This window comes from Micromonospora vinacea, from assembly GCF_015751785.1.
GTDB lineage: Bacteria > Actinomycetota > Actinomycetes > Mycobacteriales > Micromonosporaceae > Micromonospora > Micromonospora vinacea.
On record NZ_JADOTY010000001.1, the window covers coordinates 5336673 to 5353285 of the forward strand.

General features: G+C 72.7%; 17 protein-coding genes. 12 read left to right on the forward strand and 5 right to left on the reverse strand.

The annotated features are described in order from the left end of the window. Positions 1-18: 18 nt before the first annotated feature. Positions 19-624, reverse strand: coding sequence for a response regulator (locus IW249_RS25110; protein WP_307788699.1), 606 nt, complete (start codon positions 622-624; stop codon positions 19-21). Positions 625-722: 98 nt separating this feature from the next. On the opposite strand from IW249_RS25110, the gene IW249_RS25115 reads away from it, so the two are divergent. The 4 genes from IW249_RS25115 (at position 723) to IW249_RS25130 (ending at position 5310) form a co-directional block, all read left to right on the forward strand. Further along, the gene (locus tag IW249_RS25115) at positions 723-1454 is read left to right on the forward strand and encodes a sensor histidine kinase (RefSeq protein ID WP_196923005.1); all 732 of its coding nucleotides are present in this window, start codon (positions 723-725) and stop codon (positions 1452-1454) included. A gap of 83 nt (positions 1455-1537) precedes the next feature. Further along, positions 1538-2368, forward strand: coding sequence for a manganese catalase (locus IW249_RS25120; RefSeq protein ID WP_196923006.1), 831 nt, complete (start codon positions 1538-1540; stop codon positions 2366-2368). A gap of 76 nt (positions 2369-2444) precedes the next feature. After that, the gene (lon, locus tag IW249_RS25125) at positions 2445-4775 is read left to right on the forward strand and encodes an endopeptidase La (protein ID WP_196923007.1); all 2331 of its coding nucleotides are present in this window, start codon (positions 2445-2447) and stop codon (positions 4773-4775) included. A 130-nt stretch (positions 4776-4905) separates the two neighbouring features. Then, positions 4906-5310, forward strand: a complete 405-nt coding sequence (locus IW249_RS25130) for a DoxX family protein (RefSeq protein ID WP_196923008.1) — start codon at positions 4906-4908, stop codon at positions 5308-5310. Positions 5311-5355: 45 nt separating this feature from the next. Here IW249_RS25130 and IW249_RS25135 read toward each other — a convergent pair whose 3' ends face one another. Together IW249_RS25135 and IW249_RS25140 are read right to left on the reverse strand one after the other, a co-directional pair. Then, entirely contained in the window at positions 5356-7089 is a 1734-nt protein-coding gene (locus tag IW249_RS25135; RefSeq protein WP_196923009.1) for a DEAD/DEAH box helicase, read from the reverse strand. A gap of 105 nt (positions 7090-7194) precedes the next feature. Then, positions 7195-8121 carry a hypothetical protein gene (locus tag IW249_RS25140; protein WP_196923010.1) on the reverse strand — a complete coding sequence of 309 codons (927 nt, stop codon included), beginning with the start codon at positions 8119-8121 and terminating at the stop codon, positions 7195-7197. 132 nt (positions 8122-8253) lie between these two features. On the opposite strand from IW249_RS25140, the gene IW249_RS25145 reads away from it, so the two are divergent. From IW249_RS25145 to IW249_RS25155, 3 genes are read left to right on the forward strand one after another with little or no spacing between them, the layout of a single operon-like run. After that, positions 8254-9408: a sensor histidine kinase gene (locus IW249_RS25145; RefSeq protein WP_196923011.1), complete on the forward strand. Its 1155-nt coding sequence runs from the start codon at positions 8254-8256 to the stop codon at positions 9406-9408. Then, complete coding sequence (locus tag IW249_RS25150) at positions 9405-10010, forward strand: response regulator transcription factor (protein WP_196923012.1); 606 nt, start codon at positions 9405-9407, stop codon at positions 10008-10010. Before IW249_RS25145 ends, IW249_RS25150 begins: the two co-directional genes overlap by 4 nt. A gap of 36 nt (positions 10011-10046) precedes the next feature. After that, positions 10047-10565 carry a 2'-5' RNA ligase family protein gene (locus tag IW249_RS25155; protein WP_196923013.1) on the forward strand — a complete coding sequence of 173 codons (519 nt, stop codon included), beginning with the start codon at positions 10047-10049 and terminating at the stop codon, positions 10563-10565. 24 nt (positions 10566-10589) lie between these two features. Here the strand turns inward: IW249_RS25155 and IW249_RS25160 are convergent, their stop codons facing one another. Together IW249_RS25160 and IW249_RS25165 are read right to left on the reverse strand one after the other, a co-directional pair. Continuing rightward, entirely contained in the window at positions 10590-11285 is a 696-nt protein-coding gene (locus IW249_RS25160; RefSeq protein ID WP_504871056.1) for a UCP032817 domain-containing protein, read from the reverse strand. Between the two features lie 109 nt (positions 11286-11394). Next, positions 11395-12219 (reverse strand): helix-turn-helix domain-containing protein, encoded by an 825-nt coding sequence (locus IW249_RS25165; protein ID WP_196923015.1) that lies wholly within the window; start codon positions 12217-12219, stop codon positions 11395-11397. Positions 12220-12481: 262 nt separating this feature from the next. Between IW249_RS25165 and IW249_RS25170 the strand changes: the two genes are divergently transcribed. From IW249_RS25170 to IW249_RS25190, 5 genes are all read left to right on the forward strand, one after another. Then, the gene (locus tag IW249_RS25170) at positions 12482-13216 is read left to right on the forward strand and encodes an SDR family oxidoreductase (RefSeq protein ID WP_196923016.1); all 735 of its coding nucleotides are present in this window, start codon (positions 12482-12484) and stop codon (positions 13214-13216) included. A 21-nt stretch (positions 13217-13237) separates the two neighbouring features. Then, entirely contained in the window at positions 13238-13540 is a 303-nt protein-coding gene (locus tag IW249_RS25175) for a hypothetical protein (RefSeq protein WP_196923017.1), read from the forward strand. A 71-nt stretch (positions 13541-13611) separates the two neighbouring features. After that, on the forward strand, positions 13612-14355 hold the full coding sequence (locus tag IW249_RS25180; protein ID WP_196923018.1) for an ArsR/SmtB family transcription factor: 744 nt from the start codon (positions 13612-13614) through the stop codon (positions 14353-14355). Positions 14356-14695: 340 nt separating this feature from the next. After that, a complete protein-coding gene (locus IW249_RS25185; RefSeq protein ID WP_307788700.1) occupies positions 14696-15730 on the forward strand; it encodes a cytochrome P450 in 1035 nt (344 codons plus the stop codon). Continuing rightward, positions 15727-16524, forward strand: a complete 798-nt coding sequence (locus tag IW249_RS25190) for an isocitrate lyase/PEP mutase family protein (protein WP_196923020.1) — start codon at positions 15727-15729, stop codon at positions 16522-16524. Before IW249_RS25185 ends, IW249_RS25190 begins: the two co-directional genes overlap by 4 nt. Positions 16525-16613 lie beyond the last annotated feature (89 nt).

A 16613-nucleotide genomic window follows, 5' to 3' on the forward strand; every position in this document is an offset into this window, starting at 1 on the left:
TCCGGTGACGAAGCTTCATTACCCGAGGATGCCGCTGTGACCGGCGACGGCGGCCGCCTCGGCCCGGTTCGAGACCCGCAACTTGCGCAGCAACGCGGCGGTCATCCGTTTCACCGTCCGTTCCGAGACGTGCAGTTCTTCGGCGATGTCGACGGTGCTGCGGCCGGTGGCGATCGCCCGCAGCAGCCGCCGTTCCTCGCCATCCAGATCGACGGGCGCGAAGCGGGTGGGCCGCAGCATGGTGCGCAGGAGTTCGGCCGGCAGCACCGCCCAGCCGTCGAGGATGGCCAGCAGCGGTGGCAGCAACTCCTCCGGTTCGCTGGTCTTGGGCAGGAACCCCTCGGCGCCGGCCCGCAGCGCGTCCACCGCCGGCCCGGGGTCGGTGGAACCGGACATCGCGACCACCCGTACCCGTGGGGTGGTCCGTCGGATCGCGGCCACCGCCCGGACGCCGCCGGGCGGCGGCATGTGCAGGTCGACAAGGGCCAGGTCGGGGCAGCAGTTGCTGACCAGCGCCGCCGCCGCGGCGGCGTCACCGGTCGAGGCGACCACCTCGACGCGGCCGTTGGTGGTGATCGGAAGCAGCAACTCCAGGCCGCGGACGAAGAGTGGGTGATCGTCCACGACGACGAGTCGCAAGGTGGAGGCTCCCGGCATGTCTGCGCCGTTCCCCAGCGGGTACCGATCATGCGGGTTCGCACCATACGAGAGGAGTCGGGTGGATGCGCGTACGGCACGGTTTGCGGGACCTGCTGCGAGGGTTGCGCCCCATCGAGCCGACACCCGACGTGAGTCGCCCCCCGGCGGCCGATTCGGAGTTGCTGCTGCGCGTGTTGTGCCACGAGTTCCGGACGCCGATCAGCACCCTGACCTCGCTGACCCGCGCGCTGGCCGACGAGCGCCGCGAGCTGACCAGCGACGACCGGCGGGCGATCAGTGAGCTGGCCCGCGACCAGGCCGCCCACCTGCAGAGCCTGCTGCGCGACGCGACCGCCAGCACCGGCGTCCTGACGCTGGCCCCGCAGCCGGAGCCGGCCGTCGCGTTGGCGGGCATTCTGCGGGAGGCCGCCGCGCTGGTGCCGGCCGGCCGACGGCGGGCGCGGGCCACCCGGCGGGCGGCCTCCTGGCCGGTGCCGGCCGGACGCACTCGACAGGTCCTGGTCAACCTGGTGCAGAACGCGTTGCGGCACGGGCCACCGGACGGACAGGTCGGGCTCTATGCCACAGTGCGCGGCCCCGGCCTGAGCATCCTGGTCACCGACGAGGGTCGGGTCGACGACGCGTTGCTGGTGGCGCTGCGGCGTCCGGCGCCGGCGGTCGGGATGTCCGGGCTGGGCCTGTGGATCGCCCGGCAGCTCGTCGCGACGGACGGGGGAGCGTTGCGGGCGCACCGGCTACGGCCGCGCGGCGTGGCGCTGGAGGTGCTGCTGCCGATGGCCCGCCCGCTGCGCTGACCCGGCCGGGACATCGGTTGGCCCGCTCGGGTCACCGGGGCGGGAACGGCCTCGCTACCTGTTTCTGGTACCGAGGAGGTTGGATGTTCAGCCACGTCAAGGATCTGCAGTTCGAGGCCAAGCCGGACGGCCCGGACGCGGCGTTCGCCCGCCGGTTGCAGGAGGTGCTGGGCGGCAAGTGGGGCGAGATGACCGTCGCCAACCAGTATCTCTTCCAGGGGTGGAACTGCCGGCTGCCCGGCAAGTACAAGGACCTGCTGCTCGACGTCGGCACGGAGGAGATGGGCCACGTCGAGATGATCGTCACGATGATCACCCGGCTGTTGGACAGCGCGCCGCTGTCGCTGACCGAGGGGATCGCGGAGGACCCCGGAGGCGCCGCGACCTACGCCGGTGAGAACCCGGCGCACTTCATCCACGGCGGGGGTGGGGCCCTGCCCACCGACTCCAACGGGGTGCCCTGGAACGGCGCGTTCATCACCGCCAGCGGCAACCTGTTGGCCGACTTCCAGCTCAACGTCACCGCCGAGGCGCAGGGTCGGCTCCAGGTGGCCCGGTTGTTCCACATGACCGACGACCCGGGCGTCAAGCAGATGCTGCGCTTCCTGCTGGCCCGCGACACGATGCACCAGAACATGTGGCTGGCGGCGATCGAGCAGCTCAAGGAGGACGGGCTGGAGGAGATGCCGGTGCCGGAGGCGTTCCCGGACTCGGGCGAGTTCACCGAGGAGTACAGCTACACCTACCTGGGTTTCTCCTCGGGCACCGACGCCGCCCAGGGGCGCTGGGCCTCCGGGCCCTCACCCGACGGCAAGGGCGAGTTCCGGTACGACGACAACCCGCGGGCGAACGCGCCGGAACCGGTGTTGCCCCCGGGTGACCCGCGCCTCTACGGCACCAACCCAGTGGTCTAGGTCACAGGCCGGAACAAGGGGAACGCTTTGTTACTTGAGTGAGACACGCTCAACTCAACGCGATAGCAGGTGTTCGATGGCAACTCTTCCGGTACTTCCCCTGACCGACGCCGTGCTGCTGCCCGGCATGGTCATCCCGGTGACCCTCGACCCCACCACCCAGGCCGCGATCGACGCGGCGCGGGCGACCGGCGACCGCAAGCTGCTGGCCGTGCCGCGCATCGACGGCGAGTACGGGCCGGTCGGTGTGGTCGCCACCATCGAAAAAGTCGGCCGGCTGCCCGAGGGTGAGCCCGCCGCCGTCATCCGTGGCCTGTCCCGCGCCCGGATCGGCTCCGGCGTGCCCGGCCCCGGCGCCGCCCTCTGGGTCGAGGCGACCGAACTCGACGAACCCGCCTACGCCGGTCGGGCCCGGGAACTCGCCCGCGAGTACCGCGCCCTGGTGACCTCAGTGCTTCAACAGCGGGGCGCCTGGCAGGTCATCGACGCGGTGGAGCGGATGACCGATCTCTCCGAGCTGGCCGACTCGGCCGGCTACGCGCCCTGGCTGACGCTGGAGCAGAAGACCGAACTGCTCGCCGCGCCGGACGTCACCGCCCGGCTGGAACTGCTGGTCGGCTGGGTGAAGGACTACCTGGCCGAGCAGGAGGTCACCGAGCAGATCAACAGCGACGTCCGCGAGGGGCTGGAGAAGTCCCAGCGCGAGTTCCTGCTCCGCCAGCAGCTCGCCGCGATCCGCAAGGAACTGGGCGAGGACGAGCCGGACGGCTCCGCCGACTACCGGTCCCGGGTCGAGTCCGCCGAGCTGCCGGAGAAGGTACGCGAGGCGGCCATGCGCGAGGTCGGCAAGTTGGAGCGGGCCAGCGACGCCTCCCCGGAGGCGGGCTGGATCCGTACCTGGCTGGACACCGTGCTCGAGATGCCGTGGGGCACGCGTACCGAGGACAACACCGACCTGGCCGCGGCCCGGGCGGTGCTCGACGCCGACCACGCCGGCCTGTCCGACGTGAAGGACCGCATCCTGGAGTACCTGGCGGTGCGCAACCGGCGGGCCGAGCGCAACCTCGGTGTGGTCGGCGGTCGCGGCTCCGGCGCGGTCCTCGCCCTCGCCGGCCCTCCCGGAGTGGGCAAGACCAGCCTCGGCGAGTCCGTGGCGCGGGCGCTCGGGCGTAACTTCGTCCGGGTCTCGCTCGGCGGCGTCCGCGACGAGGCGGAGATCCGCGGGCACCGGCGTACCTACGTGGGGGCGCTGCCCGGTCGGATCGTCCGCGCGCTGCGCGAGGCCGGTTCGATGAACCCGGTCGTGCTCCTCGACGAGGTGGACAAGCTGGCCGCCGGCTACGCCGGTGACCCGGCCGCCGCCCTGCTGGAGGTGCTCGACCCGGCACAGAACCACACCTTCCGGGATCACTACCTGGAGGTCGACCTCGACCTGTCCGACGTGCTCTTCCTGGCCACCGCCAACGTGGTGGAGTCCATCCCCGGCCCCCTGCTGGACCGGATGGAACTGGTCACCCTGGACGGGTACACCGAGGACGAGAAGGTCGCCATCGCCCGCGACCACCTGCTGCCCCGGCAGCGGGAGCGGGCCGGGCTGACCGTCGACGAGGTCGGCGTCGCCGACGAGGCTCTCGCGCTGATCGCGGGGGAGTACACCCGGGAGGCCGGTGTCCGGCAGCTCGAGCGTGCCCTGGCCAAGATCCTGCGCAAGGTGGCGGTGACGCTGGCGACGGACCCGACGCCGGTACGCGTCGGCGCCGACAACCTCGCCGGCTACCTGGGTCGGCCGAAGTTCACCCCGGAATCGGCCGAGCGCACGGCCGTGCCCGGCGTGGCCACCGGCCTGGCCGTCACGGGCGCCGGTGGGGACGTGCTCTTCATCGAGGCGACCAGCATGGAGGGCGAGCCGGGGCTGACCCTGACCGGCCAGCTCGGTGACGTGATGAAGGAGTCGGCGCAGATCGCGCTCTCCTACCTGCGCTCCAACGGGCGGCGGTTCGGCATCGACCCGAACGCCCTGGCGGGACGCCGGATCCACGTCCACTTCCCGGCGGGCGCGGTGCCCAAGGACGGCCCGAGCGCCGGCATCACCATGGTCACCGCCCTGGCGTCGCTGGTCACCGGTCGTCCGGTCCGCCCCGAGTTCGGGATGACCGGTGAGGTGACGCTCTCCGGTCGGGTGCTGCCGATCGGTGGGGTGAAGCAGAAGCTGCTCGCCGCGCACCGGGCCGGTCTCACCGAGGTGATCATCCCGGCGCGCAACGAGCCCGACCTGGACGACCTGCCGACCGAGGTGCGCGAGGCGCTGACCGTGCACACCCTGGCCGACGTGGCCGACGTGCTCGCCCTGGCGCTGCGCCCGGCCGACGTGACGACGCTGGACGGTCCGGCGCTCTTCACCGTCTGACGCTCCAACCATTCGGGCCCCCGCCGTCGCAAGACGGCGGGGGCCCTGTCGGTACGTGGGGGAGGTCTACTGTCTCGTCTGCCCCGTCAACCACCTCACCGCCGCGAGGCGCCCCCCTGGAGGAACCCCCGTGAACGTGGTGCTCTGGATCATTCAGATCCTGCTCGCCGCCATCTTCGCCGGCGTCGGGCTGGCCAAGCTCAGCCAGCCCAAGGAGAAGCTGCGCGACGTGATGCGATGGGTGGACCCGGTCCCGCCGTCACAGGTCAAGGCGCTCGGCTCTGTCGAGTTGCTGGCCGCCGCCGGGCTCGTGCTGCCCGCGCTCACCGGCATCGGCACAGTGCTCACCCCGCTCGCCGCCGTCGGGCTGGTCATCGTCATGATCGGCGGCATCCTGGTGCACCTGCGTGATCGCAAACAGCAGACCACCCAGGAGGGGCGTCGCACCGAGATCCAGGGCGCGGTCGCCTGCGCGGTGCTGCTCGTCCTCGCCGCAGTGGTGGCCTGGGGCCGCTTCGGCCCGTACGCCCTCTGACCCGCGTCGGCGACCGCCGTACCCCGGCGGTCGCCGACGGCGGGCTCAGCGCTCGTCGCCGCCGCGGTCCCGGCGGACGGTGGCCTTGCGGCCCTTGATCGTGCTCTGCCGCAACCCGGAGATGACCTCGTCGGCCACCCCCTGCGGCACCTCCACCAGGGAGAACCGGTCGGCGATCTCGATCGAGCCGATGTCCCGGCCGCGGATGCCGGTCTCCCCGGTGATCGCGCCGACCAGATCCTGCGGGCGCACCCCGGCGCGTCGGCCCAAACCGACGAAGACCTGGACGGTGTTGCCACCGCCGGAGCGTGGCCGGCCGCCGCCCCGCCGGTCGCCGCCCCGGCCACCGGTCTCCGGTCGACCCTCGCGCGGCCCGCGCACCGGAACCTGCGGGATCTCCTCCTCGTCGTCGGAGCCCGGCGACGTCACCTCGTGGGCCAGCTTCACGGCGGCGAGCGCGACCTCCATCAGGTCGAACTCGTCGGTCAGCGTCTCCACGATCACCCGGAACGGGTCGAGGTCGTCCTCCAGCAGGCTCTCGCGCAGGGCCGCCTGGGTCAGCTCCAGCCGTCGGGTACGCATGTCGGCCACGGTGGGGATCTTGTCGATGGTGATCCGCTGGCCGGTCACCCGCTCGATGGTCTTGAGCATCCGGTGCTCACGCGGCTCGGCGAGGGTGATCGCCACGCCCTCGCGGCCAGCCCGACCCACCCGACCGATCCGGTGCACGTACGACTCCGGGGCGGACGGCACGTCGTAGTTGACGACGTGGGTCAGCTGCTCGACGTCCAGCCCCCGGGCCGCCACGTCGGTGGCCACCAGCAGGTCGGCAGTGCCCGCCCGCAGCCGGCCCATGACCCGGTCGCGCTGCTCCTGGCTCATGCCACCGTGCAGCGCCTCGGAGCGGTAGCCCCGACCGTTCATCGTCTCGGTCAACCGGTCGACCTCCTCCCGGCTGCGGCAGAACACGATCGCCGCGGTCGGGGACTCCACGTCCAACACCCGACCCAGGGCGGCCGGCTTGTGCGCCCGGGTGACGATGTACGCGCTCTGCCGCACCCGGGGCGCCTCACCGGCGACCGGCTGCTCCCGGCCGATCTCGATCCGCACCGGCTCCCGCAGGTGCTGGCGGGCCATCCCGTCGATGCGCGACGGCATGGTGGCCGAGAAGAGCACCGTCTGACGCTGCGCCGGGGCGTGCTCCAGGATCGCCTCGATGTCCTCGGCGAAGCCCATGTCGAGCATTTCGTCGGCCTCGTCGAGCACCACCGTGGCCAACCCACCGAGGCGCAGGGTGCCCCGGGCGATGTGATCGAGGGCCCGCCCCGGGGTGGCCACCACCACGTCGACGCCGCTGTCCAGTGCCCGCAGCTGCCGCCCGATCGGCTGCCCACCGTAGATCGGCAGCACCCGCGCGCCGAGATCCTTGCCGTAGCGGTGGAACGCCTCGGAGACCTGCACCGCCAGCTCCCGGGTCGGCACCAGCACCAGCGCCACCGGGTCGCCGCCCTGACGATGGGCCGCCATGAGGTTCAGCAGCGGCAGCGCGAACGCGGCCGTCTTGCCGGTGCCGGTGGCCGCCTGACCCAGCAGGTCGCGACCCTCCAGCAGCGGTGGGATAGCCTCCCGCTGGATGGGGGTCGGCTCCTCGTACCCGAGGGCGGCGAGCGCGCCCAGCAGCTCGGCGCGCAGCCCGAGCTCGGTGAAGGCGCTCACCTCGTCGGTGCCGTCGGGGGTGGCGTCAATCGGTGCGTCGTGCTGTGCAGGTGCGGAACTCATGTGCCAAGCCTTTCATCACGCCGTCCGGGCCGTTGCGGCGACCGCCACAAGAGCTGTCAGCGAGCCCGTGCTGCGCCTGTTCCGAGATCCCGGTGGCGGCCTCGATCAGGCGTCGGTGGTCAGGATGGCCAGTACCATCACCGCGGCGAGGGCCACGTCGAGCACCACGCAGAACTCGGCGTAGCCGCGCGGCACCACCCGGCCGCGGTGGTGCGCCAGGTCCCAGCCGGCGTGCGCCAACCACCCGAACGCCACCAGCCAGTCGGCGGTCCGCCCGCCGGCCATCACCGCGACCAGCGTCAGGGTGACCCAGACGGCCAGACCGGCGAGTTGGGTGGCGAGCACGCCGCGCCCGCCCAGCGTGCGGCGGGCCATGCCGATCACCAGGTAGCCGCCGGGCAGCACCAGCATCGTCCACGGGCTGAGCACGCTCGGGTCGACCCACATGTCCACGGTCATCAGCAGCGCCAACCCGGCCGGCCAGCGGTGGGCGAGCGCCACCACGACCCGGTGTCGGCGTACCGGCGCCAACGCCTCGTGCCGGTGTCGGACCGCCACCAGCACCATCGCGGGAATCATCAGCAGGTGACCGCCGAGCAGCAGCGCGTCGGCGTCGATCAGGCCGGCCCAGAACGGCACCAGCAGCAGAAGGAACGGGACGTACATCGCGGCGGCCATCTCGCCGACCGCGTCCCAGTGGTGCGCCCGGTAGCGCATTCCCACAGTCATCCCGACTGTCATGTTCGTGGCCATCACCAGTGCGGCGACGTCCGGCCGGGCCAGGGTGTCGCCGATGCCCAGCGCGGTGCCGGCCAGCTCCCACAACGGCCCGAGCAGCAGCATCCCGGCAACCATCGCCACTGCCATCTCGCCCAGGTGCCACAGCAGCCGCCGCCTGCTGCTGGTCGGGGTCGCGGTGGTCGGGACGGCGGTGGTCGGTGTCGGGGCCGAGGGCGCCGGGTCGGCGGTGGGCAGGGGCGCGGGTGACGGTACGGCGGTGGCGCTGTCCGCGTACGTCCGGGTGTTTTCCATGCCTCGACCCTGCCGGTGCACCCGGTGCGGCCGGCAGACCCGATCGTCACCGGAAAACCGTGCGGACCGCACGGTCCAACCGTGACAGTTCGCAGGGGTGGACCACGCCGGGGACGGCCCTAGGATCGGTGCGTGGCGAGCGAGGCGGTGACTCCCCGGGCGGACCGCCGGCTGCGCCGCGCCCGGGCGGCGACGCTGGTGTCGCTGGCCACCGGTGTCTGGGCGAGCGTCCTGCTACCGGCGGTCGGCCTGACCCGCGAGCCCGACCCGGGGCGGGTGGTGCTCGGCACTGTCGGCATCCTCGCCTTCGTGATCGCCCAGACCGTCGTCCTGTACGCGGCGGTGACGCCGTGGCTCGACCCGCGCTGGCGGCGTCGGGCCGAGCTGAGCCTGGTCGCGGTGGCGGTGCTGACCGTTCCGCTGGTGGGTCCGGTGGCGGCCGGCAGGTGGCCGACGTGGGCCTGGCTCGGCGCGGCGCTGATCGGCATGACGCCGCTGCTGGTGCGGTGGCGGGCCGCGCTGGCGGTGGCGGTCGGCGTCCTGGCGGTGTCGGTCGCGGTGGCCTGGTGGACCGGCGGCTCCGTTGCGCGCCACCTCGCCGTGACCGGTGGGATCGGCGTGGGCGTCGCCGCCGTCAACGGGTTCCAGGTCTGGTTCTGGGATCTGCTCGTGGAGGCCCGGCAGGGCCAGGCGGCCCAGGCCCGGCTGGCCGCCGCCGAGGAGCGGCTGCGGTTTGCCCGCGACGTGCACGACGTGCTGGGGCACCGCCTCACGGTGATCGCGTTGAAGGCCGAACTCGCCGCCCGGCTCGCCCCGGTCGACCCGGACCGGGCCGGGCGGGAAGCCGCCGAGGTGCAACGCCTGGCCGCTTCGGCGCTGAGCGAGGTACGGGAGACCGTGCACGGCTACCGGGCCGTCGACCTCGACGAACAGCTCACCGCGGTGGTGGGGGTGCTGCGCTCCTGCGGGGTGCGGTGCACGGTGGTGCCGCCACCGGCGGACCTGCCGCAGCCCGCCGCCATCGAGCTGTCGGCGGTGCTGCGCGAGGCGAGCACCAACGTGCTGCGGCACAGCCGGGCCGACTGGTGCCGGATCCGCATCGATCGGGAGGATGACGTGGCCAGGATGACGGTGGCCAACGACGGCGCCGACGGCAGTGGCCCGGACGCGCACAGCCACGGCCTGCGTGGACTGGCCGACCGGCTCGCGGCTGTCGGGGGCGAACTACGGGTACGCCAGGAGGACGCGATCTTCACCCTCGAAGCCACAGTGCCGGCGCCGTCGTGATCCGCGTCCTGCTCGCCGACGACGAGGATCTGATCCGGGTCGCCGTCGCCGCGCTGCTCGACCTGGAACCGGACATCGAGGTGGTGGCGCACGCCGCCGATGGGCCGACAGCCGTCACGGCGGCACTGTCGCACCGCCCGGACGTGGCAGTGGTGGACCTGGAGATGCCCGGCCTGGACGGCATCGCGGTGGCCGCCGAGCTGGCCCGGGCTCGACCCGAGTGCGCGGTGGTCGTGCTGACCGGGCACGGGCGCCCCGGGCACCTGCGCCAGGCGCTGACCGCGGGCGCCCGAGGGTTTCTGCCCAAGGGCTCGCCGGGTTGGGCGCTCGCCGACGTGATCCGCCGGGTGCACGGTGGCGGTCGCTACGTCGACCCGTCGCTGGCCGCCGACGCGTTGACCCTGCCCCCGTGCCCGCTGACCCCCCGGGAACTGGAGACACTACGGCTGGCCGAGGTCGGTGCCCCGGTCGCGGTGATCGCTCGCCGGGTGCACCTGTCCACCGGCACCGTTCGTAACCATCTCTCGGCCGCCGTCCAGAAGCTCGGCGCCTCCGACCGGGCCGAGGCGGTGCGCACCGCCCGGGACAACGGCTGGCTCTGACGGCGTCAGCAGCGGCTTCCCCGGTAGCGTGTCGGGGTGCGTACGGTGGAACTGGTCTGCTCGCCCGGCCTGGAGGTCGCGGTCCGGGCGGTCTGGGGCCGTCTGGCCGCCGCCGGGTTGCCCAGCCTGGCCCGCAACATCCATCCGACCAACCGGCCGCACCTCACCCTCGCCGCCGTCGACGAGTTCCCGTCGGGGGTCGAGCACCGCCTGGCCGAGCTGTTCGACGCCGCGCTCCCGGTGCCGGTGACGCTCGACCGGGTCGTCGTCCTCGACGGCAGCGCCCCACTGGTCTGGCTCGTCCGACCCACCGCGGCGCTGACCGGACTGCACGCCGCCGTCTGGGACGTTCTCGCCGAGGCCGACGGACACCGCCCGTGGCATGCGCCCGACGCATGGGTGCCGCACCTGAGCCTGGCCCTGCGGTTCCGCAACGCGGACCTGCGGCTGGCCCGTGCCGTCGCCGGCGGGCAGCGCCCGACTGGCGACTTCGACGCCGCCCGTAGCTACGACGGCACGGACCGGACGGTGACGCCGCTGGCCGGGCGCGGCTGAGGTCATTCCGCGTCGTCGCGCACCTCAGTTGCTGCCCCCACCGCCGTCGCCGCCTCCGCCGCCGTCGCTCCCGCCGCTGAACTCGCCACCGCCACCGCCGCCCGCACCACCGGCGTAGCCGTGGCGGCCGTCGACGAAGGGCAGGTCGCCGCGGATGCCGGGTGGTTTGGGCCGCTTGCCCGGCCCGGCGAGGTGTTGCAGGCAGACCCGGCCGGAGACCGGGAAGCATTCGCCACGGCCTCCGCAATCGGCCAGGTAGCGGTTGCCATCGTGGATGTGCAGTTCCTGGTCCACCCGGAACAACAGGGGAAGCCCGGTTGGGCCACAAGCCTCGTCCCGCCGGCCGTGGCCCAGCGTGGCGAGCAGCAGAGGTCCGCGATTGGCGGTGGTCGAGTCGCCGCTCGCCGCGAACGTCGGTCGGTGGTGGGTAGAGCCCCCGAACGCGGCGTCGCAGAAGGTGGCGTAGTCCCGCGCGTGGAGGGTCAGCTCCTGCCACAGGTCGTCCACGACCACCGAGGGCATGGACAGCTTCGCGCTGGGCTGGCGGGCGATGATCCGGAACCACTGCCGGGTCGCGGTTTCGACGAGAACGAGGTCGTCGTCGCTGAGATGGGGATAGCGGTTTCTGAGATGGTGACGCCCGCTGGCAGGAAACCGCAGTTCGGACACGGCACGGAGTCGGCGAGGGGTGCGGTCGCTTCTGAACTTCGTCCAGATCATCCGGTTACTTCTATCCGCCCGGGATGCAGGCGCTAAGGCCCCGACTTGCCGAAGTGGCGCCGCGGCTCCTTCAGAGTAGGGCAGCAGGCAAGCATCTCACCGACGCCTGTCAGGCAGGGCTGTACGTGGCAGCCAGTGCGGCGAGGGCGTCGGCGCTGCGGCTCCCCGGCTCCGGGGTGCCGACCAGGAGCTGCTGTCCGGGCGCGTCACGGACGTCGAACGTCTGGTAGGTCAACTCGATCCGTCCGGCGGCCGGGTGCTGCACCACCTTGAACATCCTGGTCAGACCGCGCACGCTCTGGTCCGCCCAGAGTGCCCGGAACTCTGGCGAGTCCCGCACCAGGTCGGCCACGAGCGACTGGATCTCCGGGTCGTTCGGAAAGAGGCCGGCGTTGAGGCGCAGAGCGTGTACGACGTTCTCCGTCAGAGTCGGCCAGTCCGGAAAGACGGTGCGCGCCTGCGGATGTCGGAACAGCACCCGGACCATGTTGACCGTGCCCACGAAGGGCGACAGCAGCGCCGCCGCCACACTGTTGGTGGCCAGCACGTCGAACGCGGGGTTGAGTACATACGCGGCGGAGGTGGGGAACGCGTCCAACAGCCGCAGCAACTCGGGGTGAACCGAATCTCGAAAGCTCGTCGGACCCATGCTGGGGTTCAGCCCGGCGAGCCGGAAGAGGTGGCCGCGCGCATCCAGGTCGAGGCGCAGGGCCCGTCCGATCGCGTCGAGCACCTGCGCCGAAGGGTTGCGCTCCCGGCCCTGTTCGAGGCGGGCGTAGTAGTCGACGCTCACGCCGGCCAGCACCGCGATCTCCTCACGGCGCAACCCGGACACCCGGCGGTCGCCGCCCCCGCGCAGTCCAACGTCCCTGGGGTCGACACGGGCACGCCGGGCTCGGAGGTAGTCGCCGAGCCCGTTGCTGGTGGCGACCATGCCCACCAGCCTAAAGCTCCAGTCCCCGCCTCGCTAACGCGACGGCGGGCATCGCCGGCACCCGGTCGACGGCGGAACCGGACAGCGACGTCGACACAGTGCTGGGCCGGCGTGATGGCCGGGGCGCACGGAGCAGTGCAGGTCCAAGGCGTTCCTGGGTGCGGTGCACCTAGGAAAGGCCGCCCTTCCCGGCTCCCGGCCCTCGCAGGATGGTTGACGCGCACTACCTCGACGCAGCCACCAACCGAGACCAGGAGCAGCAGTGACCAGCCCACACTCAAAGATCATTCTCATCACCGGCGCGAGTAGCGGCATCGGTGCGGCGACTGCCCGCAGGTTGGCCGCCGACGGCCACCACGTCGTGCTTGGCGCCCGACGGGTCGATCGGCTCGCCGCGCTCGTCGACGAACTGCGCCGGGACGGCGGCACGGCCGACTACCAGGAACTCGACGTGACCAGCAGGAGCAGCGTGCTCGGCTTCGTCGAGGGCGCGCACGACCGGCACGGGCGCATCGACGTTCTGATCAACAACGCCGGGGTGATGGCGCTGTCCACGCTCGACTCCCTGCGGATTGACGAGTGGGACCAGATGATCGACGTGAACCTGCGCGGCACGCTGCACGGCGTCGCTGCGGCCCTGCCGCTCATGCGGGCCCGCGGCAAGGGCCACATCATCAACATCGGTTCCTCCGCTGCCTACCGTGTCGACCCCACCGCGGCGGTGTACTGCGCCACCAAGTACGCCATCCGCGCGCTCACCGAAGGCCTGCGCCAGGAGAGCCGGGACGTCCGGGTGACCCTGGTCAGCCCGGGTTACACCCACTCCGAACTCACCCAGCGCGGCGGTGACCCGCAGATCCAGGCCGCCGCTCGGGCGGCGGCCGACGAACTCGGCATGCCCGCCTCCGCGGTGGCCGACGCCATCGCCCACGCGATCGCGCAGCCCGACACCGTCGATGTCAACGAGATCATCATGCGGTCCACCGCGCAGGGCTGAACACGTACGAGGAGAACGATCATGAGTGAAGCGCTTGAGATGACGACATTCCGGCTCGTCCCCGGCCTCACCGGCGCCGACTTCGTCAGAGCCAACAGGGACATCGACGACTACCTACGACGCCAGCCCGGCTTCCGCTGGCGCCGCATCACCGAGGCCGATGATGGCACGATCACCGACATCGTCGCCTGGGACTCGGTCGCGGACGGCCGGCGCAGCGCGTCAGGGATCATGACCAAGATGGCCGACTCGCCGGTGCACGCGACCATCGACCACGCCACCGTCGACTTCCGGATCGTCCCGGTGCTGCACGAGGTCACCTGATCGTCGCGGCCGTCGGTTCGAGCCAACACCCGCACTGTGGATGCGCCGCCACCGCCGGGCATGATGAGGCGATGACCGCAGGCACCGAGGGGCGGGGGATGGCCGAGCTGGCCGCTTTGCTGGCCGACGGCACCCGGGCCGGCATCTGTGTCGCGCTGCTCGACGGGCGGGCGTGGACCGCCGGCGAGCTCGCCCGCCGTGCCGGTGTCGCCCCGTCGACGGCCAGCGACCACCTCACCCGCCTGGTCCGGGGTGGACTGCTGGTCGAGGAACGGCAGGGCCGGCACCGCTACCTGCGGCTGGCCGGGCCGTCGGTGGCCCAGCTGATCGAGGACCTGGCCGGGCACGCCCCGGCCGCGCCCCCACCGACCGGGTCGCTGCGGGCGGCGACCGCCACCGCCGCCCTGGCGTACGCCCGGACCTGCTACGACCACCTGGCCGGGCGACTTGGCGTGCTGATGTATGACGCGCTGCTGGCCGGCGGACGGTTGGACCGGTCCAGTGGGTTGGCGTTGACGGCGGACGGGTGGGCGTGGGCGACTGAACTGGGCGTACCAGTGCACCTGCTGCGCACCGGTCGACGCCCGGTGGTCCGGGACTGCCTGGACTGGACCGAGCGCCGTCCGCACCTGGCCGGAGCGCTCGGCGCGGCGCTCTGCCGCCGGTTCACCGATCTGGGCTGGATCAGCCAGGGCACCGGCCGCACCATCCGTCTCACCCCCACCGGCCGCGTCGCCCTCGCCGAAACCCTGGATGTCCCCGACGGCACCCTCGCCCCCGCACCTTCCCCGGCACCCAGCAGCGGCCGAGCCTGACTCGCAGCGGCAGCCGGCGGGGCACCAGTTCCTGGACAACGCCGTTGAGTCAGGGCTATGGCCGGCGGGTCGACCCCTACTGGATAACGGGGGCTTGTGTAGATCAACGTGCGTCGAGCAAGAGGACCACGCCGATCTTGCAATTGCCGTCGGCGAGATCGCGGAGCAGGGTCAGCTCGGCACGTCGATCATGGAGTTGTGGTGCCTGATTTGGCACTTCACGCGCGTTTTGTCACCCGCCACAACTCCATGATCGACGGGGCGGGGGGGTTGGGGTGGGGTGGGGTCAGTGGGGCATTGTTCGGTGTGGGGCGAACGGTTCGCGCCCTACGGTCGGGCGGTGACCGACACCTGGCCCATCATCGCGCCCGCCCCGGGAACACCGACGTGTGCACCGCCCTCGTTCGAACCGGAGCGCGGTTGGACGGTGACCCGGCACGCCGACGTGCGAGCGGCGCTGACCGACCCGGCGTTCCAGGTGCCGGCGGTCGACACCGGTCCGCCCGGCACCCTCGCCTGGCTGCGCGCCACCGTCAGCCGATTCAGCGCACCGCCGCGGCACGCCGAGCGTCGGGCGGTCGTCGTGGCGGCGCTGGCCCCGCTGAACCCGGACGACCTACGACACGACGCGGCCCGGCTGACCGTTGCCGCTCTCGACCGCGCCGGCGACCGCGTCGACGTGATGCGGGAACTGGCCCGACCGGTGCCACTGCGGGTGTTGGCCCATCGCCTCGGTTTCGCTGATCCGGCAGCCGCCGGGACGGCGGTCGCTGTCGTCGCGGCGGCGTACCACCCGGGGGTGGACCCGGCGCTGACCGCGCAGGCCGACCGGGCGGTGGCGGCGCTGCTGGCGCTCGCCCCGGACGGTCCGCCGACGGTACGGGCGAACCTGATCGGTCTGCTGGTCCAGGCGTGCGACGCGACCGCCGGCCTGATCGGTGCCGCCGCCCATCACCTGCTGCCCCCGGCCGCCCCGTCGGCGTCGGTCACGGCAGCGACCGCCGACCTGCTGGCCGAGGTGCTGCGCCTCGACCCGCCGGTCCGGGCCACCCGACGGGTCACTGTCGACGGGGTACGACTGGGCGGGCAGGAACTGCCGGCGGGCAGCCCTGTGCTGCTGCGCTTCGACGCGGCCAACCGCGACCCGCACGCGTTCACCGACCCCGGGACGTTCCAGCCCGGTCGGCCCGGTGCGGGGCTGGTGACCTTCGGGGCCGGGGAGCGGGGTTGCCCCGGCGACCGGCACGCCCTGGCCCTGGCCACCGGGGTGTTCGGCGTACTGGGGGAACGCTGCCGTCGCGGCCCGAAACCGTTGCACCACGAGCCGCACCCGACCCTGCGGGTGCCGACAACTCTGGAGGTGAGCGTCCGATGAACGACAGTCGTGCCGCGTTCCACGCCCTGCACCGCCCCGGCCGCCCCCTGCTGTTGCCCAACGCCTGGGACCACGCCTCGGCGGCGGCGCTCGCCGCGCGCGGGCATCCGGCCATCGGCACCACCAGCCTCGGGGTCGCCGCGACCGCCGGCCTCCCCGACGGCGCGGCGGCCACCGCGGCGGAGACCCTCGCACTGGCCCGTCGGCTGGCTCGGCTGCCGGTGCTGCTCAGCGTGGACGTGGAGGCCGGGTTCAGCGACGACCCGGCGGAGGTCGCCGGGTACGTGGCGGAGTTGGCCGGGCTCGGCGTGGTCGGGATCAACCTGGAGGACGGGCGCGCCGATGGCACCCTCGCCGACACCGAGGCCACCGCTGCCACAGTCGCGGCCGTGAAGGCGGCGGTGCCGGAGCTGTTCGTCAACGCCCGCACCGACACCTGGTGGCTCGGGGTGGACGACCCGCTGCCGCAGACCCTCGCTCGCGCTCGTGCCTACCGGGTGGCCGGTGCCGACGGGATCTTCGTGCCCGGGACTGTCGACCTGGCCACCCTGCGCGTCCTCACCGAACGGATCGACGCTCCGGTGAACGCGCTGTACCAGCCGGGCGGTCCGGGGCTGGCCGAGTTCGGCGCCGCAGGGGTGGCCCGGGTCAGCACCGGCTCGCTGCTGTTCCGGGCCGCGCTGGGTGCCGCGCTCGCCGCCGCCGACGCCGTCCGCGACGGTGAGCCCACCACGCCGGCGGGACTGCCGTCGTACGCCGAGGTGCAGACCCTGGTGCCGACGGACGGCGACTGACGGCGGCTGCCGGCGCTCCGTTAGGGGGGAGATAGGAGGATTGTTCGGTCCGTTCCGGTCCCGATGATTACGGTGTGTTTCAGGGCGAA